Origin of the sequence: Chitinibacter sp. S2-10 (genome assembly GCF_046530675.1) — a bacterium.
Lineage (GTDB): Bacteria > Pseudomonadota > Gammaproteobacteria > Burkholderiales > Chitinibacteraceae > Chitinibacter.
Map to the genome: position 1 here is coordinate 549,713 of NZ_CP172558.1, position 21,773 is coordinate 571,485.

20 protein-coding genes are annotated in these 21,773 nt (G+C 54.2%); 11 read left to right on the top strand and 9 right to left on the bottom strand.

Annotated features, from left to right (window positions below; genetic code table 11):
- Positions 1 to 84: 84 nt before the first annotated feature.
- Genes ACG2XO_RS02540 through ACG2XO_RS02550 form a run of 3 tightly spaced genes read left to right on the top strand, consistent with a single transcriptional unit; the run spans position 85 to position 3,459 of the window.
- On the top strand, positions 85 to 1,026 hold the full coding sequence (locus tag ACG2XO_RS02540; protein WP_410499278.1) for a glycosyltransferase family 2 protein: 942 nt from the start codon (positions 85 to 87) through the stop codon (positions 1,024 to 1,026).
- A gap of 44 nt (positions 1,027 to 1,070) precedes the next feature.
- The gene (locus ACG2XO_RS02545; RefSeq protein WP_410499279.1) at positions 1,071 to 1,487 is read left to right on the top strand and encodes a GtrA family protein; all 417 of its coding nucleotides are present in this window, start codon (positions 1,071 to 1,073) and stop codon (positions 1,485 to 1,487) included.
- Between the two features lie 13 nt (positions 1,488 to 1,500).
- A complete protein-coding gene (locus ACG2XO_RS02550; RefSeq protein ID WP_410499280.1) occupies positions 1,501 to 3,459 on the top strand; it encodes a hypothetical protein in 1,959 nt (652 codons plus the stop codon).
- Between the two features lie 80 nt (positions 3,460 to 3,539).
- On the opposite strand, the gene ACG2XO_RS02555 is transcribed toward ACG2XO_RS02550, so the two are convergent.
- From ACG2XO_RS02555 to ACG2XO_RS02570, 4 genes are all read right to left on the bottom strand, one after another.
- A complete protein-coding gene (locus ACG2XO_RS02555) occupies positions 3,540 to 3,911 on the bottom strand; it encodes a hypothetical protein (RefSeq protein ID WP_410499281.1) in 372 nt (123 codons plus the stop codon).
- Between the two features lie 81 nt (positions 3,912 to 3,992).
- On the bottom strand, positions 3,993 to 5,237 hold the full coding sequence (locus ACG2XO_RS02560) for an acyltransferase family protein (protein ID WP_410499282.1): 1,245 nt from the start codon (positions 5,235 to 5,237) through the stop codon (positions 3,993 to 3,995).
- Complete coding sequence (locus ACG2XO_RS02565; protein WP_410499283.1) at positions 5,234 to 5,917, bottom strand: hypothetical protein; 684 nt, start codon at positions 5,915 to 5,917, stop codon at positions 5,234 to 5,236. The genes ACG2XO_RS02560 and ACG2XO_RS02565 overlap by 4 nt, the downstream gene beginning before the upstream one ends.
- 50 nt (positions 5,918 to 5,967) lie before the next feature.
- Positions 5,968 to 6,159: a hypothetical protein gene (locus ACG2XO_RS02570; RefSeq protein ID WP_410500279.1), complete on the bottom strand. Its 192-nt coding sequence runs from the start codon at positions 6,157 to 6,159 to the stop codon at positions 5,968 to 5,970.
- Here ACG2XO_RS02570 and ACG2XO_RS02575 point away from each other — a divergent pair.
- The 7 genes from ACG2XO_RS02575 (at position 6,080) to ACG2XO_RS02605 (ending at position 12,548) form a co-directional block, all read left to right on the top strand.
- Positions 6,080 to 6,298 (top strand): Fe-S-cluster oxidoreductase, encoded by a 219-nt coding sequence (locus tag ACG2XO_RS02575; RefSeq protein ID WP_410500222.1) that lies wholly within the window; start codon positions 6,080 to 6,082, stop codon positions 6,296 to 6,298. The genes ACG2XO_RS02570 and ACG2XO_RS02575 overlap by 80 nt on opposite strands.
- Complete coding sequence (locus ACG2XO_RS02580; protein WP_410499284.1) at positions 6,295 to 6,702, top strand: hypothetical protein; 408 nt, start codon at positions 6,295 to 6,297, stop codon at positions 6,700 to 6,702. The genes ACG2XO_RS02575 and ACG2XO_RS02580 overlap by 4 nt, the downstream gene beginning before the upstream one ends.
- 127 nt (positions 6,703 to 6,829) lie before the next feature.
- Positions 6,830 to 7,162: a YnfA family protein gene (locus tag ACG2XO_RS02585; RefSeq protein WP_410499285.1), complete on the top strand. Its 333-nt coding sequence runs from the start codon at positions 6,830 to 6,832 to the stop codon at positions 7,160 to 7,162.
- A 54-nt stretch (positions 7,163 to 7,216) separates the two neighbouring features.
- Positions 7,217 to 9,211, top strand: coding sequence for a site-specific recombinase (locus ACG2XO_RS02590; RefSeq protein ID WP_410499286.1), 1,995 nt, complete (start codon positions 7,217 to 7,219; stop codon positions 9,209 to 9,211).
- Entirely contained in the window at positions 9,198 to 9,797 is a 600-nt protein-coding gene (locus ACG2XO_RS02595) for a 2OG-Fe(II) oxygenase (RefSeq protein WP_410499287.1), read from the top strand. Before ACG2XO_RS02590 ends, ACG2XO_RS02595 begins: the two co-directional genes overlap by 14 nt.
- Before the next feature lie 264 nt (positions 9,798 to 10,061).
- Positions 10,062 to 11,819, top strand: a complete 1,758-nt coding sequence (locus ACG2XO_RS02600; protein WP_410499288.1) for a chitinase — start codon at positions 10,062 to 10,064, stop codon at positions 11,817 to 11,819.
- Positions 11,820 to 12,077: 258 nt separating this feature from the next.
- Positions 12,078 to 12,548, top strand: coding sequence for a copper chaperone PCu(A)C (locus ACG2XO_RS02605; RefSeq protein ID WP_410499289.1), 471 nt, complete (start codon positions 12,078 to 12,080; stop codon positions 12,546 to 12,548).
- A 127-nt stretch (positions 12,549 to 12,675) separates the two neighbouring features.
- On the opposite strand, the gene chrA is transcribed toward ACG2XO_RS02605, so the two are convergent.
- Positions 12,676 to 14,013, bottom strand: coding sequence for a chromate efflux transporter (gene chrA, locus ACG2XO_RS02610; RefSeq protein ID WP_410499290.1), 1,338 nt, complete (start codon positions 14,011 to 14,013; stop codon positions 12,676 to 12,678).
- Between the two features lie 258 nt (positions 14,014 to 14,271).
- On the opposite strand from chrA, the gene ACG2XO_RS02615 reads away from it, so the two are divergent.
- Positions 14,272 to 15,741: a YiiX/YebB-like N1pC/P60 family cysteine hydrolase gene (locus ACG2XO_RS02615; protein WP_410499291.1), complete on the top strand. Its 1,470-nt coding sequence runs from the start codon at positions 14,272 to 14,274 to the stop codon at positions 15,739 to 15,741.
- Between the two features lie 126 nt (positions 15,742 to 15,867).
- Here ACG2XO_RS02615 and ACG2XO_RS02620 read toward each other — a convergent pair whose 3' ends face one another.
- From ACG2XO_RS02620 to ACG2XO_RS02635, 4 genes are all read right to left on the bottom strand, one after another.
- The gene (locus ACG2XO_RS02620) at positions 15,868 to 19,233 is read right to left on the bottom strand and encodes an EAL domain-containing protein (protein ID WP_410499292.1); all 3,366 of its coding nucleotides are present in this window, start codon (positions 19,231 to 19,233) and stop codon (positions 15,868 to 15,870) included.
- Between the two features lie 87 nt (positions 19,234 to 19,320).
- The gene (locus ACG2XO_RS02625; protein WP_410499293.1) at positions 19,321 to 19,728 is read right to left on the bottom strand and encodes a hypothetical protein; all 408 of its coding nucleotides are present in this window, start codon (positions 19,726 to 19,728) and stop codon (positions 19,321 to 19,323) included.
- Complete coding sequence (locus ACG2XO_RS02630; protein WP_410499294.1) at positions 19,725 to 21,062, bottom strand: phosphatase PAP2/dual specificity phosphatase family protein; 1,338 nt, start codon at positions 21,060 to 21,062, stop codon at positions 19,725 to 19,727. The genes ACG2XO_RS02625 and ACG2XO_RS02630 overlap by 4 nt, the downstream gene beginning before the upstream one ends.
- An 89-nt stretch (positions 21,063 to 21,151) precedes the next feature.
- On the bottom strand, positions 21,152 to 21,631 hold the full coding sequence (locus ACG2XO_RS02635) for a hypothetical protein (protein WP_410499295.1): 480 nt from the start codon (positions 21,629 to 21,631) through the stop codon (positions 21,152 to 21,154).
- Between the last annotated feature and the right edge of the window lie 142 nt (positions 21,632 to 21,773).

Sequence of the window (21,773 nt, forward strand, 5' to 3'; positions counted from 1 at the left end):
GTAAGGTTGCACGGATCTCAACGTGTAGTCGCACAAAATTTAAAACAAAATCGGCGACTTCTTTCAACGAAGGATGGATGGAATATGCAGCGCCTTTCAGTGGTAATCCCGTGTTACAACGAAGAAGAAGTGATTGGTGAAACGCTCAAACGCCTGGGCGAATTTCGTGCCACTGTCACCGACCTGGAAGTCGAATTCATTTTCGTCGACGACGGCAGCAAAGACCGCACGCGTGAATTGCTCACTGCAGCACAACAAGCCAACCCTGAAATTCGCGTCGTCGGCTTTGCGCGCAATTTTGGCCATCAGATTGCCGTTACCGCCGGGATCGACGCCGCCAGCGGCGACGCTGTCGTGCTGATCGACGCCGACCTGCAAGACCCGCCTGAAGTCATCGGCGAAATGATCGCGCTGTGGCGCAACGGCTACCATGTCGTTTACGGCACGCGTGTTGATCGTCCGGGTGAATCGGCGTTCAAACTCGTTACCGCCCGCGCTTTCTATCGCGTACTCAATCGCCTGTCTGACGTGCCGATTCCACTCGATACCGGCGACTTCCGTCTGATGGACCGCAAGGTCGTCGATGTACTCAAAGGTATGCCCGAACGTGACCGCTTTATCCGCGGCATGGTCAGCTGGGTTGGCTTCAAGCAGGTCGCACTGCCTTACCGCCGCGCCGAGCGTTTTGCCGGCGAGAGCAAATATCCGCTACGCAAAATGGTGCGTTTCGCCACTGACGGCATTATGTCGTTTTCGACCAAACCGTTGCGTCTGGCTGTCACCTTGGGTCTGCTATCGTCGTTTATCGCGCTGCTCGGCATTATCAATACGCTGGTCGTTCGTCTGACGACCGAACACTGGGTCGCTGGCTGGGCCGAAATCATGGTCGCGATTCTGTTCCTCGGCGGAGTGCAATTGCTGTGCATCGGGATTCTGGGCGAGTATGTCGGCCGCACTTACAACGAAATCAAACGCCGTCCGCTGTATGTGGTACAGGACAGACTGGGCTTTCCAGACCAGGAGTAAGCCCCCAAGCCCCGGAACCGGGGCTTTTTAATTGATGTGATTCCATGCCCAAATTATTCAAACAATTTATTACTTTTGCCGCAGTCGGCCTGTGCGGTACAGCAATTCAATATCTGGTGCTGTGGCTGGGTGTCGAATGGCTGGCAATCAAGGCTGCAACCGCATCAGGCATCGGTTATCTGCTCGGCTCGGTCGCCAATTACCTGCTGAACTACTTTTTCACTTTCAAAGATCAGCACGGCCAAAAATCGCATCGTGAAGCGGCAGCCAAGTTTTATACCATTGCCGGTCTGGGCTGGTTGCTCAATACCGGCCTGATGGTGCTGTTTGTCGAATATCTGGCGCTGCCTTACTGGCCAGCACAGCTGGTGACGACGGCGATTGGTCTGGTCTGGAATTTCGCCGGCAGCCGCTGGTGGGCATTTCGTCACCCCGCCTCTGACACCGCAACGGCGAAGTAATTAGGATAAGGTCATGTTTTTTGCTCTGATTTATTTTGTTTTGCATCTGGCCGCCTGGGGCTATGCGGCGCAAAAACTGTTTGCTGCACACCCGCAATGGGTGCGTCTTGGCGCAGGTGGTGTGTTTGCAGCGACAGCGCTGATGTGGACACCGGTGCCGTTTGCTTTCTTTTTTGAATTTAGTCCGCTCAGTCATGGGCTAGGTTTGGCGCTATCGTGTTCACTGGCAGGTGCGATGTACGCCAAAGCCAACCCGCTACCCTCCAGCACGATTAACTACAGCGCAATGCAAAAAACACTGCTGTGGCTGGGTTTGCCGATTTTTCTGATCATGGCGTATTTGCTGCACACGCATCTGATTTTGCCGACCGCCAATGGCTATGACGTCGGCCAAGCGACTTTTGGCGATTTGCAAATGCATATGGGCATGGTCACGTCACTCGCGCGCCAGCAGATTTTCCCGCCCGAATACAGCATTCTGCCCGGCCAACGCCTGAGCTACCCCTTCCTGGTCAATCTGGTTTCGTCGTCTTTATATCAATTGGGGCTGGGTTTGCGCTGGGCGCTGTTGCTGCCGTCACTGCTGATGTGCGCGATGATTATTTTCAGCTTTATGCTGCTCGCGTTCGAGGTCAGCAAAGACAAGCGCGCGACGCAATTGGCAACGCTACTGTTTTTCTTCAACGGTGGCCTCGGCTTTATTTATTTCTTTGGCTGGCACGAATACACCTTCGCGCAAATCTTGACCGAGTTCTACAAAACACCGACCAATTACAACGAAATGAACGTGCGCTGGAGCAATGTCATCGCCGATATGATCATTCCGCAGCGGACGACGATGGCGGGCTGGTCGGTTGCGTTGTTTGCGCTATGGGCTTTGCTGCGCTTTACCCGCAGTGAGAGCAAGCGGGGCTGGGGTATGCTCGCCGGAGCCTTGGTAGGATTGCTGCCGATGATCCATACCCACTCTTTTATGGCGATTGGTCTGATTTCGCTCGGCTGGCTCGGCGTTGACCTCGTCTTGCGCCGTCATACGTTCATTCAAGTGATTATCGACTGGTGCTGGTATGGTCTGCCCGCGATTGGACTGGCGATTGGTCAACTGCTGTACTGGACTTTCCCGCAAGCAACCGCCGGTGGCGGCTTTGTTCATTTTCATCTGAACTGGGTCAATAAACTCGAAATCGACCCGTATCTCTGGTTCTACCTGAAAAATATGGGCGTCGTTTATCTGGCCTGGCTGGCTGGACTGGCCCTATTGATGCGTAGCAAGTGGCGCCATACTTTGGGTGCAACAAGCCTGCTGGATCGCGATCTGGCCTTGCTACAGTTTGGCCCGCTGATGATTTACATCGTCGCCGAGCTGGTGATTTTCCAGCCCAACCTCTACGACAACAACAAGCTGTTTTATATCTGGTACGCGTTTGCAACGATCACCGCAGCGTGCGTGATTATGAGCCTGTTCCGCTATTGGCAGGCGCGCGGCCAGTATGTTGCAGCGTCGGCTTTGCTGGTGCTCAGCGTCGTGATCGGCTGCGTCTCTGGTGCGCTCACGATTGCGCGCGAATGGGTCTCAACGTATACCGCCTACAATCCATTCCACGTTGCTGCGGCGCAATTTATCGACCGCAATACGCCGACTGACGCGATGTTTGTCACCGCCGACAATCACAACAACACCGTCGCCGCGCTGACCGGTCGCAATATCGTCGTCGGTACCGATACTTTCCTGTTTTTCCACGGTCTGAACACCAGCCAGCGCCACGAAGACGTGAAAAAAATCTACCAGAACCCCACCGAGCGCGCAGCGCTGATTGCGCAATATAAAGTCGATTACATCTATCTGAGCGATTTTGAGCGCGCCAACTATCCGGGATTTAGCAGCTTGCTCGCACAATATCCGGTGATTTTTGATAATGGGCAGGTGCAGGTACTCGCGACGTCAAAGCGAGCGATGCAGCGCCGCAATTAGTGTAGGGTGGGACGAGCGTAGCGATTCCCACCGCAGCAGCAATAACAAAAGGCCGTTTGATGCGGCCTTTTTTGTGTCATTTATTTCCAGAATTTTGCCCAAAAGCCTATTTTTTCTTTTTCCACAGTCTGAGCATCATTGCTTTTGGCAAGCAATCCTTGTTGAAAAATGGTCATCAAAGAAATAGGAAAAGGCTGCGTTTGATTGCGCCACTTGGCATCGAAACCTTTAAGATAAATTTTCCGCAAAGCGGGCTCATCACAATCTTCCCATTTATTAAGCAGCTCAACAACGACGTGAATAGCATCTTGTAAATCAGCAATTTGCTCAAGATAAAGTGCTCGCTCAACAGCATCAACGTGCAGAGCTTTAGATGCCAAGAAACGCGAAGCCAAAACAGCTTCATGAACAACCAGTAAATAAGCGTTCAAATAGGGTTCTGGTGCAATCATCAAGAATCCTTCTTGCATACATCGGTGGGAATCGCTACGCTCGTCCCACCCTACACATCCACATACATCACAGATACATCATCAGGTATTGACCGGAACATCAGCTCTGTCATTGCCTTCAGCCACATACCCATTTAGCTTTTCTTTGAGTTTTTGATAGCAGCCCTTCACACCATGCTGCAACAAAGGTCGCTCGAAGCAGTAGGTAATCAGGCTGGCGAATGCAATCGAGACGACGAGCGAGATAACAAACATGCTCCAGCGCCACGTTGGATCGTCGGTTGGCGTTGCGGTCGCTGCGCTCCAGTAGCCGTGTTCTTTGATCACACGTGCGATGACCTGATGCCACAGATACAGGTTGTAGGAAATCAGCGATAAAAACACCAAGGCGCGATTGGCGAGGATGACGCGGCAGCCCGCGTGTGCAAACGTCGTTGCGACGGTCAGTGTGACAAAAATAAACGTCAGATATTCACGATGCTGTGATTGCCAGATCGGATAAGCGTCGGCGGCGAAACGACCTTGGTACAACTGATCGAACATCAGCTGCAAAGTCAGCAGCGCGAGCGCCACAATCACGCTCATTCCGCGCTTGAGCACGTCCAGCATCGCCGTACCTTGTTCGCGCAGCCAAACCAGCAAATACGCACTCAGCATACCGCCAGCAAAAAGGTCGAGAAAGCCCGGCAATTGATTATTTAAATGTGTAAATTCGCCGACCGGCAAAGTGCGTGTCCAGTGGCGATACAGCATCGCAGCGGCGCACATCAACGCAAACACCAGCCACGGTTTGCGCCGGAAGCCCCAAGCCAGCAGCGGGAAAATCACGTAAAACTGCACTTCAACACCGAGCGACCAGAAAACACCATTAATGCTGCCGTGCGTATCGTGAAATAAATTATGCACAAAACCCAAGTGCATCAGGATGTCTTCTACGTGCCCACGCTGGCCGCTGGTCGGGTACATCTCGGGCAGCAGCACCAACAGCAAAAGCATCGCCAGCCAATACGACGGCAAAATTTTGATCGCACGGCGATAGGTGTAATGTACCAGACTCGGCAAACTGCCTTGCTGCAACATCGCTTTGGCGTGCGGATAAGTCAGGCAAAACGCGCTCAGAAAGAAAAACAGTTCGACGCCGATTGCGCCTGCGTGCTGGATAAATTCAAAATTGATCCGCCCGTCGGTCAACGGCAACGGAATCGCCCACCAGGTGATTTGCCAGTAATGAAATAAAATCACCAGCAAAATCGCCAGGCCGCGCAAGCCATCGACGACGGCGATGTGCAGGGCGGTCGGTGCGTGTGGATTCATCTGCTCGCTCATGCTGCGGCCCCCTGACGGCGCATCAACCAGACCGCCCCCGCCATCACCAGCACAGCCAGTACCAGCGCACTCCCCGCCAAAATTAACCACGGCGAAGCACGACCTTGCTCGGCAGCACTCAATGCAACAGGCGCAGCTGTCGCTATGGTACGCGGCATATCCAGCACTTTGCTGCCTGCCGGAATCGCATCCACAGCCTGCAAGTTCACCTCATCAAACCACGCTTCGCCCAGATTTTCGTTACCAAAATGCCCCAAACCGAGCAGCAAATTGACCGAGCTGACATCATTGCTTTTGATATACACCTCAAGGGTATGCCACTGCAGATCATCACGGACGGTATCGCTGGATGCATACACCCCTTCAACACCAATGACCGCAGCCAGTTTATTGGCGTTCGCGCCACGCGCTTTGACCTTGGCACTCAGCAAATAAGTCCGATTGGGCTCAACCGCAACCGCTTTGACCACCCGTGCGTGATTGGCCTTGCTGCTGCTCAAATGCAGTGCACCGTGACTCAGTTCTGCGCGCGAAACATCAGGCTGCCAGGCCTGCAAAGCCCAACCCGCGGGCAAAGTCGTCCCGGTTTCGAACGACTCGGAATACACCACCGCCTGTGACTGAGCCCAGCCTGATGCGCAGCACAGCATAAAAATGACACCCAAGAAACGCAGCAACATCTCAACTCCATCATTTTAATTGTTGTGACAATGTACCAAAGCAAGGCGGACTAATCACGAGGCTTTGCCGCATTAATGCCATCAGCCATCGGGTATAATCGGGCAATGCAATGTAGATCACACTGCGGCGCCTGCTGCACCGCCCCTTCGATTTCCAGCCCCATCCCCGGCATGCCCGACGGCAAGCCAGCAGGCGTGCCGTGCATCCAGCTCGACGAACAATTGCGGTGTAAAATTTTCAATCACCCGGATCGACCTACGGTGTGCGCCGGTTTGCAGCCCGGGATTGAAATGTGCGGACAGAATCGGGAACAGGCGATGTTTTATTTGACGCAGCTTGAGGTGGCAACGGCACCGAGACACAAGGTGCAGCCGCGATGATTCAAATCATTTACTCCAAAATGGAATGCGAATTATCAGGAAGCAATGACGAGCTTCAACGCCTTTCTGAGCAAATTACCGATTTTTGCCAAAGCAACGACAAGCTTCTCTTTTTAAAAACAGAAACACAACTTGATCCATCTCCATATGATGAAGTTCTAACTTCCATTGTGTTAGAAAAAACGGATGACATGTTCGTAGCATCCAAAAGAGACGACACTTTATACATAACCGGCGGAATTGAGTCGCTTACTAACTTTGTACAAAACCTCCCTTATGACGCAGAGATGTCAAATAATGGTGTTTCATTTCATGTTCACTTTGATGCCTTGGGATGGCCAGAGCATATCTCTGCAGAATCAATAGAAATGGTTCTATCCCTAAAACACGGCAGGTCGGGCTAAATGAAATGCAGCCCAACATTTACCTGTTGGGCTTCGCAAGCTCAGCACCAAGCTACAAGAACGCCTGCATTGAGTCATTGCCTGCCAATATCTTTTCATAAGCAATTCCAAAATCGGAACTAATTTAGTGGAAATCCTGCGCCTGAGCGTCCTGTTTGCTGTCACTGCGCTGGCCGAAATTGTCGGCTGCTATCTGCCCTGGCTGGTGTTAAAGCAAGGGCGGAGCCTGTTGCTGCTTGTGCCAGCGGCGGCTTCACTCGCCGTGTTTGCCTGGCTGCTCACCTTGCATCCGGCTGCGGCGGGGCGCACCTATGCAGCGTATGGTGGCATGTATATTGTGGTCGCCTTGCTCTGGCTGCGGTTTGTTGATGGCATTGCGCTCTCGCGCTGGGATCTGATCGGCGCTTGCCTTGCCTTGTCCGGCATGGCCATTATTGCTTTGCAACCGGCAGCAAATTAATCATCCCCCACCCTCTTTAAATCTGGCGAGACCGCCAAGCACAAGGATGAAGTAATGGAACAACTGTTACGCGATATGCAGCACAGCAAAACCGACGCTGATTCGGTCAGAATGCTTGCCAAGCTGGTTGCCGCACTGCGCCCGGCCAAGCCTGCTGATCAGGTGACTGCGGTCAATAATATCCGTGCGCTGTGCTATCTGCTCGAGCAACATCCCGACTACCGCAGCACACTGCGACGCGAATTTTTCTCGCTGCTCGATAATACCCGGCAGGTCAATCTGTATACCGAAACCGGCATTCTGCTCAATGAAAGCATGATGACTGCGGTCAAGCGCCGGATCGGTGCCAAGCTCTTGCCGCCGACGGTCAATGAAGAACATTTCCGCGATCTATTGGGGGTAATCTTCTGCAAGCCTCATGATTACTTGTGGCTGGATGCACTCCCCCCAGAGGTATGGCATGAATTCGGCGCGGCCTTGCATATGGACGAAGTGCCGCTGACCGAGCTGCCGCCGCATATCCGCTTGCAGCAACTCGAAGCGATCCAGGTGCTGTCGTGCCGGATTTCGGCGATTGGTCTTGAACCCGAAGTGGTGCGCAACCACCCGGAAATCGAGCGTTTCGAATCACCTTTTGTTCGCCTCAATGCCGAAGTACTCGCTTATATCGAACGCTATCGCGACGATCTGACCGCGCGGCGCGTACCGGATGAAGACCACAGCCATTTGTTGGTTTTGCTCGAACAATGTGAAGTCATTATCAACAAGGTCTGGAAATACGCTTCCCGGCATGGCGCATCGGTCAGCCTGACTTATCATTTGCTGCGCCTCAAACAGCATATCGACCGGATGAAGCTGCTGTTTGAATTGCTCGACCCGCAAGTCTCACACGGCGACGCGCTGATCCGGCTGTTCAAAGCGCTGGTGAAAGCGGAAAACCGCAAAAACAGTGTGCGTGATGTCTTCAGCGAAAACACTGAATTGCTCGCTTTGCAGATCACCGAACACGCCAGCCATACCGGCGAGCATTACACCAGCGAATCGCGCAGCGAATGGCTGCAGATGTTTAAATCAGCGGCGGGTGCCGGTGTGATCGTCGGCTTTATGGCGCTATTCAAAATCCAGATCGCCAAGGCGCATCTGCCGCTATTGCTCGAAGCTTTTGCTTTCAGTCTGAATTACGCACTGGGCTTTATTCTGGTTCATCTGCTGCATTGCACGATTGCAACCAAACAACCGGCAATGACCGCGGCGCATATCGCTGCTGCGCTGCCGAGCGAAGGCAATAGCAAGGCTTACCATAATCTGGTCGAATTGATGGTCAAGGTCGTGCGGACACAATTTATCGCCATTCTGGGCAATGTCTTGCTGGCAATGCCAGTCGCGTTCGGGATTGCCTGGCTGTGGTGGATGCAACTGGGCGAGCATGTCGTCAACCCAGAAAAAGCTGCGCACATGCTGCACGATCTGATGCCGATTTCGGGTCTGGGCATACCGCATGCGGCGATTGCCGGTGCCTGCCTGTTTCTGACCGGGCTGATTTCCGGTTATTACGATAACAAGGCGCTGTATAACAAAATCCCCGAGCGCATTGCCGCGCTGCCGCTGCTGCACAAAACCATCGGCGAATATCGCAGCCAGAAGCTGGGTAAATACATCGAGCACAATCTGGGTGCGCTGGCGGGGAATTTCTATTTTGGCTTTATGCTCGGCTCAATCGGCACCATCGGTCTGTTGCTGGGTTTGCCAATTGATATTCGCCACATCACCTTTTCGGCGGCCAATTTATCGTTCGTATTTGCCGCCAATGATTTCCAGCTACCGATCTGGCTATTTGTCTGGGCCGCTTTTGGCGTCATGCTGATCGGGCTGACCAATCTGGTCGTCAGCTTTACCTTGGCACTGTGGGTCGCGCTGCGCTCGCGCAAACGCAATTTGCGCGAATTAAAACCGGTGATCGGGCTGCTCTTCAAGCGTTTCTGGCAACGTCCGATTGATTTTTTTATTGCGCCCAAACCGCAAACCGAGAAACCGAATGACGCCGCTTGATCAACATTTCGACGCCATTTGCGATGCGCTGACCGGCCCCGGCTGGCTGGTGATTCCCGATTTTCTCGACGCCACCAGCGTTGGCGAATTGCACCAGCTGGCGCAACAACGTCGCGAGCAGTTCAACCGCGCCGGAGTGGGTCGTGAAGCGGGTCATCAGGTACACAACGATATTCGTGGCGATTCGGTGCTGTGGGTCGACAACGATGATCCGGCGATGCTCGCCGCCAATGCGCGCATGGCGGCATTGCAGCAACAGCTCAACCGCGAGCTGTTTCTGGGTCTTGCCGAGCTGGAATGGCATTTTGCCAGCTATCCGGCGGGCGCCTTTTACCAGCGCCATCTTGACCAGCACCGCAATCAGGACACGCGCGTTGTGACCGTCGTGCAATACCTGAACCCGCAATGGCAAGCGAGCGATGGCGGACAATTGCGGTTGTATCTGGATGACGCGCAACACGTCGACGTCACACCGCATGGCGGCACGCTGGTGGTCTTTATGGCCAACCGCTTCGAGCACGAAGTCTTGCCCGCCACGCGCGAGCGGGTTTCGCTGACCGGCTGGTACCGCCGACGGGCAATTTAGCAAATACTGATATATGTATCGGCGCATACGCCTTTGTGAATGCCGTCCATATAGACATACCCCCACGATCTATCAAGGCATTTTTATCGCCGAGAATGAGGGCTGCTTCATAACGATGCCCGCCCTCCTTCCTTTAGTCTCTGTTGACGTCTGGTTTGCCAACGGTGAACCAGACGAGCGCCTAAGACCGTTGCTGCCGAGTTCAGATCAGCCAGCAACAAGGCCAGACTAAAAAAACAAATCGATAGAGATGGAGACTATGTAATGAAATCAAGTACCTTGATGCATCGTGCCCGACTGGTCAGCCTGCTGGCTGGCCTGATGCTCGCAGCCGGTGTCAGCGCTGCGACCTGGCAGGAAGGCAATACCTACACTGCAGGCACAGTCGTTGATTACAACGGCAAAACCTATACCGCACTGGTGACGCATACGGCTTACGCTGGCGCAGGCTGGAATCCGGCGAGCACACCAACGCTGTGGAAAGAAACCGGCGTTAGCAGCGCGACACCGACGCCAGGACCGACCGCCACACCTGCTCCGACGGCGACAGCAACACCTGTACCGACGGCAATGCCAACACCGACGGCAACAGCAACGCAGTGCCCGATTCCACCGCTGGCTTACGGAACTTGGGTCTGGGATGATCTAGCGACTTGCTCCGGTCACATAGAGGGTGGCGCAACACCGGTTCCAACACCTCATGTACTACCAACAGCATCGCCAACCCCCAACACTGGCGTTCCGGCCTGGAGCAGCACAGCGGTCTATACCGGCGGCCAGCGCGTGAGCTACAACGGCGCCGTGTACGAAGCCAAATGGTGGACACAGAACAATGTACCGGGCACCGAACAATGGGGTCCGTGGAAACTGGTAAGTGGTTCAACACCAACGCCAAGTCCGACTGTCGTGCCAACACCATCACCGATTCCGACTGCTACGCCAATCGCTACAGCGACGCCTGTACCAACTGCAACACCAGTTCCTACCGCGACTGCCACGCCAGCACCAACTGCAACGCCTTGCGCGAGCGATTGCCCAACCTTGCCAAAACACGCCGTCGTCGGCTACTGGCATAACTTCGACAACGGTTCGGGCGTGATTCGTCTGAAAGACGTACCGGATGAATACGACATCATCAATGTCTCGTTTGCCGAAGGCGACCCTTGGACCAAGGGTAAAGCGGTCTTTGTCTTGGATAAATTATTCAACGAAGCCGAATTCCTGGCCGACATCAAAGCCAAACAGGCTGCCGGTAAAAAAGTACAGGTGTCGCTGGGCGGCGCCAACGGCGTGATCGTGCTCGATAGCCCGGCAGCACGCGATATCTTTATCAGCTCGATGGGCGACATCATTGCCAAATACGGCTTTGACGGCGTTGACGTGGATATCGAAAACAATCTGTCGATTGCCGCAGGCGAAGACTTCCGCAACCCGACTACACCACAAGTGGTGAATCTGGTCGCCGGTGTCAAAGCGCTGAAACAACGCTTTGGCAGCAACTTCACCGTAACGATGGCGCCTGAAGTGGCTTATGTTCAAGGCGGCTACGGCGTATCAGGCGGTATCTGGGGTGGCTACCTCGGCATCATCCACGGCTTGCGCAATGAGCTGACGATGTTGCACGTTCAGCACTACAACACCGGTAGCATTTCGGGTAAAGACGACAAAAACTACACGCAAGGTACGGTTGATTTCCAAGTCGCCATGACCGATATGTTGCTGACTGGCTTTAACGTCGGTCGTGACCCCAATAAATTCTTCCCACCACTGCGTGCCGATCAAGTCGGCTTTGGCGTGCCATCAACGGCCAGCGCAGCACCAGCGGGCGGTTTTATTTCGGTTGCCGACACACAAAAAGCGCTCGACTGCCTGATGAAACTGCAAAACTGCGGTAGCTACAAGCCTGCCGCGGCGCAGCCAGATTTGCGCGGCGTAATGACCTGGTCGATTAACTGGGATAAAACCACCGGTTACAACTTCGCCAAAGGTCATAAAGCGTATTTCAATACCTACCCGCAATAAGTACGATAAGCCACAAGACAAAGCCCCCTCAAAGCAGGGGGCTTTTTTCGTATTAAAGGAAACACCTAGACCCCGGCTTTCGCCGGGGCGACGAATAAATCAGCGTATCCTAAAGAAAATTGCTGATGGCACTGCAGAGCCAGTAAAATCGTTTTAAGCTGATTGCTTAGATTCGGGCTCTGCGCATACCAACACATGTATTGCCGCCCAAACCAATAAATTATTAGCCTTCAAGGCAATACCCCATAAGGATATACAATGTTCAAACAATGGCTGATTGCTGCAACCCTGCTTGGCGCGACCGCTCTGGTACAGGCGCACGACTACACGATGGGCACACTCACCATCGAGCACCCCTGGGCGCGCGCAACGGTCGCTGGCGCAGTAAATAGCGCGGTATTTATGAACATCAAGACCGAGACCGACGATCAGCTGCTGAGCGTCAGTGGCGACATCGCGCAAACCATCGAAATTCACGAAATGAAAATGGCCGATGGCACGATGAAAATGCGCCAGCTCACCCGCCTCGATTTGAGCAAGGGCAGCGAAACCCGACTCGCGCCGGGCGGCAACCATATCATGCTGTTCGGCCTGAAACGGCAATTGCTCGAAGGTGAAAAATTCCCGCTGACACTCAAGTTTGCCAAGGCTGGCGAATTGAAAGTCGATGTCAAAGTAGAAAGCCAGATGTATAAGCCCTCTGGCCATCAAGGACATAAAGGGCATTAATTTTCCTGGGCGGGCTTTATTGATCAGAACTGCTGGCGTTGAATTTTTGCAGGTGCGTGCTCGCCTGCAAGGTACACCGGTGTGCCCGCGAAGCATTGCACATCGCGGGCAACACCAGCTCACAAGGTCACAAGGTCACAAACATCCCCGCCAGTGCGCACAGCACAATCACTTCGATCACATTGCGCTTGAATTTGAGCAGCGCCACCGCTGCCGCCAGCGCCAGCAAGGCCGATACCCAGTCAAACCGGCCTTGCTGACTCGCAGGCCAGAACACATGGTCGGCAAAGAACAGCGCCAGATTGACAATCACGCCGACCACCGCAGCAGTAATTGCCGTCAACGGCGCGGTAAATTTCAGGTCATCGTGCGTCGATTCGACCAAGGGGCCACCGGCCAGGATGAAAACGAATGACGGCAGGAATGTAAACCACGTCACCAGACACGCTGCGACACTACCGGCCAGCAAAAGCTGATCCGGGCCAAACAAGCCCTGCACATAAGCACCGACAAAGCCGACAAAAGCCACGACCATGATTAGCGGCCCCGGTGTCGTTTCGCCCAGCGCCAGCCCATCGACCATTTGCACTGGCGTCAGCCAGCCATAGTGCAGCACAGCGCCCTGATACACATAGGGCAACACGGCGTACGCGCCGCCAAATGTCAGCAGCGCAGCCTTGGTAAAAAACCAGCCCATTTGCGTCAGCGTATGCTGCCAGCCGAAAGACGCCGTCAATGCCGCCATCGGCAACGCCCACAGCAACAGTCCGACGGCCAGCACCGACGCGAGCTTACGCCAGCGAAAGCGGGCATGTTCAGGCGTCGGCGTGTCGTCATCAATCAGCGCGGCGCCGTACGACTTCTGCGCTGCAGCATGGCCGCCGCCGACTTGAAAATACTGCGGCATATAGCGGCCACCCAGCCAGCCGAGCAGCGCAGCAAACGCAACAATCAGCGGAAATGGCAGTTGCAAAGCAAACAGCGCGACAAAAGCCGCTGCAGCAATCGCCCACAGCACCCGGTTTTTCAGCGCACGCGAACCGATCCGGTGCGCGGCCTGAAATACAATCGCGGTCACCGCCGGTTTGATCCCGTAAAACAGTCCGGCAATCAGTGGCTGATTGCCAAATGTCATATAAACCCAGGATACTGCCACGAGTATGACCAGCGAAGGCAATACAAACAAAGCCCCGGCAACAATACCCCCAAGGCGTTTATGCATCAGCCAGCCAATATACGTCGCCAGCTGCTGTGCCTCGGGGCCCGGCAACAGCATGCAGTAATTGAGCGCATGCAGAAAACGTCGCTCGGAAATCCAGCGCCGACGTTCGACCAGCTCCTGATGCATGATGGCGATCTGCCCTGCGGGCCCGCCAAAGCTGATAAAACCCAATTTCAGCCAGAATATAAATGCCTGCCAGAAACTCACTGGCTGCGGCGCGGTGCTAGGGTCTTGATGATCCATCTTTATCCTTTTTAGCCATCTCAACATCGTTGGTGTTTTATTTGTATGCGGGCGACATTTTACCCAAGCATTTCGGTGATCAAGGAAAACCCTTTAGATGAAATAACGCTATACAAAGCATTGCAGCCACTAAGCAGCGGTGAAACCGCGGTGAAACAGCGCAAATTCTTTACAGATTTCGCCAGCAACGCCATCATTTGCGCTCACCGGAGATCTTGTATGTGGCGCTTTATTTTTTGTTTGACCCTGATTTGGCCAATGACTGCACCAGCAGCAGGCGAAACCTCCGAGTTTCAAAAACAGGTCGCCGATCTGGTCGCGCTGCGCAATGAGGCCTATCAATTTGCCGTCAAACATAAAATCACCGAGCAAAAAACACCGGCACTGACTCGAGCGCAAAGCAATCAGATGCGCGAGCTGGCTTTGCGTTATATCGAGCTGCGCGCCCAGCTACTGCCTTATGCAAGCAACGTTGCTGCGCTGTTTCAAAACAATGTCAAACTCGTCCTGAGCACCGAGCGCGCTACCGACGCCGACCAAATTCTGAACACAGCACCGTCCAGCCTGAACAAAGGTTTGCGCACCGTTTACGTCAACCCGAATGACGTCAAAGGCGATCAACTGCTGCACGATATTCAGCGCGGGCTTGCCGCCGCGCTGGTGCTGATGGATAGCTATCAAATCGCCATCGAGCCCTACCGCGACAATCCGACCATCGGCTATTTGCTGACCTACGATGTGCGCAATCAAACGACGCTACGCGAGCTGTCGAATAATTATTACTCATCGGAATATCGCATTCGCCTGCAACGCGCGACGCAATTTGTCGATCAGTTAATGAGTAATCGCCGCAGTAAGGGCATCGCCGCGAGTGAGCTGGAAAACGACTATTACGCACTCAGCCAAAGCACGGTCTGGTATGTCACGCTGCGACAGGGCAACCCATTTGCGATCACTGGCTCATTGCGCCACTTGTTCAACACCGTCGGCCAGGAAGAGCAAAACCTGCAAAACACACTCAGCTACGGCTTGAGCATGGGCTTTGGCAATATGATAGGGCTGGTGAAAACCCGCGACGGCAAACTGTCCAAACTCAAATCCAGCGACGTCGCCGCGCTGGAAAAGCAGCTCAAACCGCTGGATATTTTGCTGGAGAAAACACCATTTCGTCTCAGCGATAAAATGATTCCCGGTCATTACGGCCATGTCGCCATCTGGCTGGGCAGCGAGCAGGAGCTGCGCGACATCGGGGTGTGGGATCAAATTCCGCCGCAATACCAAGGCAAAATCCGCAATGGCGGGCGCATCGTCGAAGCGCTGCGCAGCGGCGTCACGATCAGCAGCTTGCAGCAATTTCTAGACATTGACGACTTGCTCGTGCTGCGCGCCAGCGCCGACATCGGCGCGCCGTATAAAAAAACAGCCGCGCTCACGGCGATTGAACAAGTCGGCAAGGAGTACGATTTTAATTTTGACGTCCTGACACACGAGCGCATCGTCTGCTCCGAGCTCGCCTACGTCGTCTTCCCCGAGATGCCGTGGCCGCTGGCCAAAACGCTAGGCCGCTACACGATCAGCCCCGACAACGTCGCACAACTGGCCATCAGCGAAAAACCGCTGCTCGACCCCATCATCATTTACCGCGACGGCCAGCCGATCAAAAACGATTTGCGCAATGAACTCGTCAAACTGATTGCACCACAGAGCGCGGTGGTGGCGCAGAAATAACTTCGTGGATCACTGAATGAATACGGAGCGGGCTGGCAGATTCAGACACAAGCCATGCCAGACATACATGACAATAGTATTTGCTTGAACATCAATCATTAAGCGACATACAAAGCAATACCCCTATTATCGCCGTATATCCGTTTCGTGCTGATGGCTTTCAGCCATGCCGTGTGTGGCCTGATAGTGTGCGATCCAGCGTGGCAACTCTTCGGCTGGCATCGGTTTGGCGATGAAATAACCTTGCACGATGTCGCAGCCGAGCCGGGCGAGCATATCCCAGCTTTCTTGCGTTTCGACGCCTTCGGCGATGGTTTTGCGCCCCAGCGCGTGAACGAGCTCGATGGTTGAGCGAACGATGAGCTCGGCATCCCGATTTTGCAGCATATCGCGAACAAACGATTGATCGATTTTGATGTAATCGACCGGCAGTTTTTGCAAATAACTGAGCGACGAATAGCCGGTGCCAAAATCGTCGATGCACAGCGGAATGCCTTGCTCGCGCAAGCGGTGCAAGACGCCAAGTGCAAATTCGGCGTTGTCCATGACCGTGCTTTCGGTGATTTCCAATTCAAGCAGCCCGGTGGCGACCGGCCATTTTTCCTGTAGCAGGCCAATGCGTTCGAGCAGATTGTCTTCACGGAAATTGCGTGCGGATAAATTGACCGCCAGCGCTAAGGCACAAGCTTTTCCCGCCCAGTCGTGATTCAGGCGCAAAGCCGTTTCGATGACCCACTCGGTAATCGGCTTAATCAGACCGGTATTTTCGGCCAGGCTAATAAAGTCGTTCGGCGGGATCAGGCCATGTGTCGCATGTTGCCAGCGGATCAGTCCTTCTGCGCCGCAAACTCGCCCGCTCGCCATATCGACTTTGGGCTGCAAGTACAGCCGCAGATCGCCATTCTCGATGGCACGGCGCAATTCCGATGCCATCACCAGGCTGCGATGCGATTGACCCTGATTTTTCTCTGGGTCAAAAACAATATGCCCGATGCCTTTTTTCTTGGCCAAATGAACCGCTATATCCATATGGCGGTATAAATCATGCGGCGTATCGCCGTGTTCAGGGCAAAGCGTGATACCGATTTTGGCGGCCATTTCTATTGGAATATCGGCGACCACAAAGGGATATGACGTCATTTCGGCAATATCTTGCACCGTCGATAATGCGGCGGCTTCATCGCAATCAGGCAAGAGCACGGCAAACTCGTCGCCGCGCAAGCGAGCGACCATCGCGCCACGCGGTAGCGCATTGCAAATTCGCATGCCAAACTCTTGCAGCAATTGATCGCCGTAACTAAAACCGAGCGCGTCATTGATTTCGCTCAGGCGCTCGATATTGGTCTGCAAAACGGCAAACGACTGGTTAAATTGCAGGCTGCGGCCAATCGCTGCGGTCAGTAATTCGGTAAAGTGCGTTTCATTCGGCAAGCCGGTCAAGGCGTCGTAATGCGTCAGGTGATACATCGCGCTTTGCGTCCTTTGCTGCGCGGCACGCGCTCGCAATGTATTCACGCCAAACGCCAGATCGGCGGCTGATTCGCTCAACAGCTTGATTTCATCAGCGTCAAACACCTGCTCGCCCAAATCATAAATCGCCAATGCGCCAATGACTGCGCCATCGACAAAGAGCGGACATGCCAAAGTGCTCAGGCTGATGGCCGACGTTTCGGCATGCGCTAGCTGTCTGGCGACACTGACTTGCCCGGTGTGTATTGCACTGGCGACGACGCCAGCTTGCGCGTCGGCCAGCCAATACGTTGGCGGATCTTTAGGCACGACCCATGCGGCAAGATCACCACAGTCGGCCATTGCGCGCAGCTCGGCGTCGTCGGTACGATACCAGACGATGGCCATGCGATAGCCGCCGATTTCGACGATGACTTTGCACATGGTTTTGAGCAAATCGGATTCTTTACTCGCGCGCAACATCGCATGATTACCCGCACTTAAAGTTCGCAGCGCCCTGCTGACGTGCTCCAGCTCGTGGATATGCTGCTCAAGCTGCGTATTGAGCGCCTGAATATTGTTTTCGGCGAGTTTGCGCGCATTGATATTTACGCCGGTGGCGTAATAGCCCAGCACCCGGCCTTGAGCATCTTTTTTGGGCGTGTAAGTGATGGCGAGCCAGATACCCGGCGCAACTTGCAAGTCGTAATTTTGCGGCTCACCCTGCAATGCGCGCTCAATCATTGGCGCGGCGATGGCGTACATCTCGTCGCCCAAGGCTTGCTGCACACTCATTCCGGTCATGTCGTCGGCATAAGGCGCGAAGCGTTCATGATATTGCCGATTCACATAGACATAGTGTTGAGTAGGATCGACAAAGGCAATCAGCGCGGGCACGCTATTCATCACGTCGTGCAAATGACCTTCGCTTTCGTGCAATTGCCGGGTTTTTTCTTCAACGCGCTGTTCAAGCAAGGCATTTTGCTCACGAATCAGGCTTTGCATCTGCTTTTCAACGGTGACATCACGAAAAACCAGCACGACACCGCAAATTTGTCCTTCACGATCCCGGATCGGCGCAGCGCTATCGGCAATCGGACAATGGCTGCCGTCGCGCGCAATCAGCACGGTATGATTGGCAAGCTCCTGCGTTTGCCCGGTTGCGAGCACTTGGGCGACTGGCGCAATCTGGAGCGCTTGCGTAAATTCATTAATAATGAAAAACACGTCGTCGATGGGCTGCCCTTTCGCCTCGGCGATAGTCCAGCCGGTGAGCCGCTCGGCCACCGGATTCATCGTGGTCACACAGCCTGCGGTATCGGTCGCCAATACCGCGTCGCCAATCGAATGCAGCGTAATCGACAAGCTCTCTTCGCTTTGGCGCAGCGCCGCCTGACTGGCCTCTTTTTCACGCAATTGTCGCCGGATCAGGATATAGCTGGCGATCAGCAAGGCGGTGAGAAAAAAAGCGACAAGCAACTCCGTGCCTTGCATGATTTGGCGATTGCGCAGCAATTGCTGCTGGCGTTCGGCGAGCAATTGCCGCTCTTTTGCTTCCATCTCGCGCAAAATACGATACGTTCGCACGCGGGTTTCCCGTATCGGCGACTTGGCGATAAAGGCATTGGCCGCGTCAGCGCCTTGTGTTTCACGGATGTGCTGCACTTGCTGCGAAATGGCGAGCCGCTGATTGAGCACTGCGCGCAATTGCTGCCAATATTGTTGCTGAGAGAATTGATCGCGAGTTAGATTTTTAATTCGCGCCAAGGTTTGCTCGCGCGCTTGTACCGTTGTATTACGCTCGGCCCAATGCGCCTGATCGCCCGAAATACGAAAGCTTTGCGTTGCCAGCTCGATTTGCAGCGTATCGGCCTTGATTTTTGACAGGCCATTGAGCACTTCATGCGTATGCGCCACCCAGTCGGCCGCTTGCGTAGCGTCGTTAGTGACTTTCCAATTGCCAGCCAATAGCAATACAACTACCAGCACCGTGGCAGAAAAAGCCGTCACAATCTTGGTTACAAAACTCGTTCTAGCTTTCACCAAAACACCAACAATATATCCAATGAAGAAATATTATTGTGATTGCAATTGCTTTTGATTACATGACACTTTTCCGGCTTGAGCAGACTATCGGTTAATTTTTTGAATCAAATCAATAACCCACAACCAATACGCAGCAATCAAAATTAAATACCATTTTAATAATCGCCGTGCGCCAGCCAGCCTTTGCAGCATCGTTCTCGGCTGCAGCGTTGAGGGTTTTCGCCGAAAAAGCCAGTACAACATGTCATCGAGCGCAGCCTCCTGCAGCTCGCCACGGGCGATGGCAGCGAATAATTTCGCGTCAAACAAGAGCCGCCAACCGTAAAAAAACTGCCCCAACGCCAAGGCCAGCGCAAGCCAAGCCTGCGCCGTGCCAGCAAATGGATGAATCGCGAGGTGGATTAGCGTCGGCAACATCAGCCAAGCGCAACTCGCAAGCAGCGCGGCCATGACCGCGGCGTGTTGGCGATCTGCCTGCATTTCCGTCGTCATACCAGCGCCCACTGAATATGTTCAGCGTTCAGATGCACCGGCCGCCGCTGGCGTATCAGCGCAATCGCCGCGTCAATATTCGCCGCGCGCCCGCTCTGCACCAGCCACGCAGCGACTATCGTTGCGCTGCGTGAAAATCCCAAGGCGCAATGCACCAAGATCGGTGCAGCAACGCCATTCGTTTGCGCGCGTAGCGCCTCAATCGCCGCAACACCTTGCGCGATGTCTTGCGGGCTGGGCGCGATTAAGTCGAGCAAAGGCAGATTGATATAGTTCGCGGCAGGCTGCGCTTGGCGCGGATATTCGGCACAGAGGTCGAGCACACCGCCAAAGCGCGGATCACTCGCTGCAGTAATCGCGCCAAGCCAGACACCGTCGCAAATCTCAATCGCGGCATCGACATTGCGCAGGAAATAAGTCCGACTCAGCGCTGCGGCAGCGCGATACGGCGCAGTCAGCCAACGCACGGCGAACGATGTTTCGCCGCCGATTTTCTGCAATGCCGTCGGCCCCAGCGCGCCGTAGACCGCAGCAACAACGCCCAGCGCGATAGCTGGCCAAGCGAGCAAGTACGCCCAGCCTTGAAACCAGATCGCGATGGCAGCAAAAATCACCGCACCAAAGCCATAGTGCAGCGCCAGCTTTTGCGATTGTTTGCCTTGGATAGGTGTTAATCCAGCCCGCCATTCGCGACTAGCACGCCAGCTCAGCGGCGACATCGGCAACAGGTAGCAAACCAGCAATCCCAGCGCAAAACCGGTGGGTATATCGATGAAATGGTGCTGCCACGTGGTCAGCACCGATATACCGATCAGGGTACACCAGAGATGCAGCACGCCGCGTGCCAAGGGATGCGTCAAATACGCAGCAAAACGCAGCCAGATAATCAGTAGCAGGCTGATATGCAGCGATGGTGCCTGATTAAAGGGCTGATCAATCTGCCCCAGCGCCGCAAACATCGCACCCAATACCCCATCGACCGCTGGCCTGTCCCAGCCAAAACGCAGCGGCCATAGCACAAAGCAGATCGATGACAGCAGCGTGGCCAGCATCAAGCGTAAGGCCTGCGTGCGCACTTCACGCTGATCGGCGCACAGCAGCAGCGAAAATCCGAACATCAGGTCGATCGACCAGTACGGCACGATGCTCCACGACCAGAACGGAATGGCGTCGCGCTCCCAGGCAAAAGCCAGATTGCCGATTTGCTCGGCGGGCAAGCTTGCAGCGTATTGATTGGCATTGCCATAAAACAGGAAAAAAGCCGGGCCTGCGAGCAGCAGCCACAACATCGCCGAACGCCACGGCAAGCCATCAGGATGAGTTTGATTTTTCATATCGACAAGCAAGCCATGGGTATATAGATAAGATTCAATCTGAAATTAAGCTACAGACCAATACCCATAGAGGTATTGGCCGTCACACTTTATGCCGCAGCGTGAATGCCCAAGGCTGCGCTCAACTCAAGAAAGCGCGCCAGCTTGGCGGTGCGAACCAGAACAACTTGTTTTTCGTCGGCCACTGACTGACTGAAATCGACGACGCTATACGTCGGTGCGAGCTCTTCCTGAACTTTGCTCAAAGCCACCACAGCGTCCAAACCTGCCAGATCGGCCACCGTCAGATCGAGTTCATCGTCGCCAAAAGCATCAACAATCTGCGCGTACAGCGCGTCGATTGTCGTTGCATGGAAAATCAGCCCGCCCTCCAACTGCTCCAGCAGCACCCATTCCCACAATGGCAGCGGATACGATTCCTGGTATTGCGACCCGGTATCTGCTTGCAAATACGCCGCCGGGTCAGCGTGCGCTTTAATAACTTCGGCGCTCATCGCTGCAATATCCTCGGCATCGAGGCTGCCATCGGCGATGATTTCAAATAGCTCGTTGATGTGTTTTTGATTCATAAAAATCCTTTGCAAAGCCCACTTTGCTGCCAAACAGCATTCACTTAAGCCAATCGGACCTATTCCCCCCTTCGACGAAGGGGGGCTAGGGGGGATTTCTGCACTATTTGGACGATGCTTGCCGCTAAAACAGTGCCAAATC

Excerpts from the sequence above, each read along its gene's own strand:
- chrA (WP_410499290.1), bottom strand. The coding sequence starts at position 14,013 with ATGGATCATCAAGACCCTAGCACCGCGCCGCAGCCAGTGAGTTTCTGG.
- ACG2XO_RS02560 (WP_410499282.1), bottom strand. The coding sequence starts at position 5,237 with ATGAGCGAGCAGATGAATCCACACGCACCGACCGCCCTGCACATCGCC.
- ACG2XO_RS02565 (WP_410499283.1), bottom strand. The coding sequence starts at position 5,917 with ATGTTGCTGCGTTTCTTGGGTGTCATTTTTATGCTGTGCTGCGCATCA.
- ACG2XO_RS02615 (WP_410499291.1), top strand. The coding sequence starts at position 14,272 with ATGACTGCACCAGCAGCAGGCGAAACCTCCGAGTTTCAAAAACAGGTC.
- ACG2XO_RS02605 (WP_410499289.1), top strand. The coding sequence starts at position 12,078 with ATGTTCAAACAATGGCTGATTGCTGCAACCCTGCTTGGCGCGACCGCT.
- ACG2XO_RS02550 (WP_410499280.1), top strand. The coding sequence starts at position 1,501 with ATGTTTTTTGCTCTGATTTATTTTGTTTTGCATCTGGCCGCCTGGGGC.
- ACG2XO_RS02635 (WP_410499295.1), bottom strand. The coding sequence starts at position 21,631 with ATGAATCAAAAACACATCAACGAGCTATTTGAAATCATCGCCGATGGC.
- ACG2XO_RS02625 (WP_410499293.1), bottom strand. The coding sequence starts at position 19,728 with ATGACGACGGAAATGCAGGCAGATCGCCAACACGCCGCGGTCATGGCC.
- ACG2XO_RS02545 (WP_410499279.1), top strand. The coding sequence starts at position 1,071 with ATGCCCAAATTATTCAAACAATTTATTACTTTTGCCGCAGTCGGCCTG.
- ACG2XO_RS02540 (WP_410499278.1), top strand. The coding sequence starts at position 85 with ATGCAGCGCCTTTCAGTGGTAATCCCGTGTTACAACGAAGAAGAAGTG.
- ACG2XO_RS02590 (WP_410499286.1), top strand. The coding sequence starts at position 7,217 with ATGGAACAACTGTTACGCGATATGCAGCACAGCAAAACCGACGCTGAT.
- ACG2XO_RS02595 (WP_410499287.1), top strand. The coding sequence starts at position 9,198 with ATGACGCCGCTTGATCAACATTTCGACGCCATTTGCGATGCGCTGACC.
- ACG2XO_RS02600 (WP_410499288.1), top strand. The coding sequence starts at position 10,062 with ATGAAATCAAGTACCTTGATGCATCGTGCCCGACTGGTCAGCCTGCTG.
- ACG2XO_RS02555 (WP_410499281.1), bottom strand. The coding sequence starts at position 3,911 with ATGATTGCACCAGAACCCTATTTGAACGCTTATTTACTGGTTGTTCAT.
- ACG2XO_RS02580 (WP_410499284.1), top strand. The coding sequence starts at position 6,295 with ATGATTCAAATCATTTACTCCAAAATGGAATGCGAATTATCAGGAAGC.
- ACG2XO_RS02630 (WP_410499294.1), bottom strand. The coding sequence starts at position 21,062 with ATGAAAAATCAAACTCATCCTGATGGCTTGCCGTGGCGTTCGGCGATG.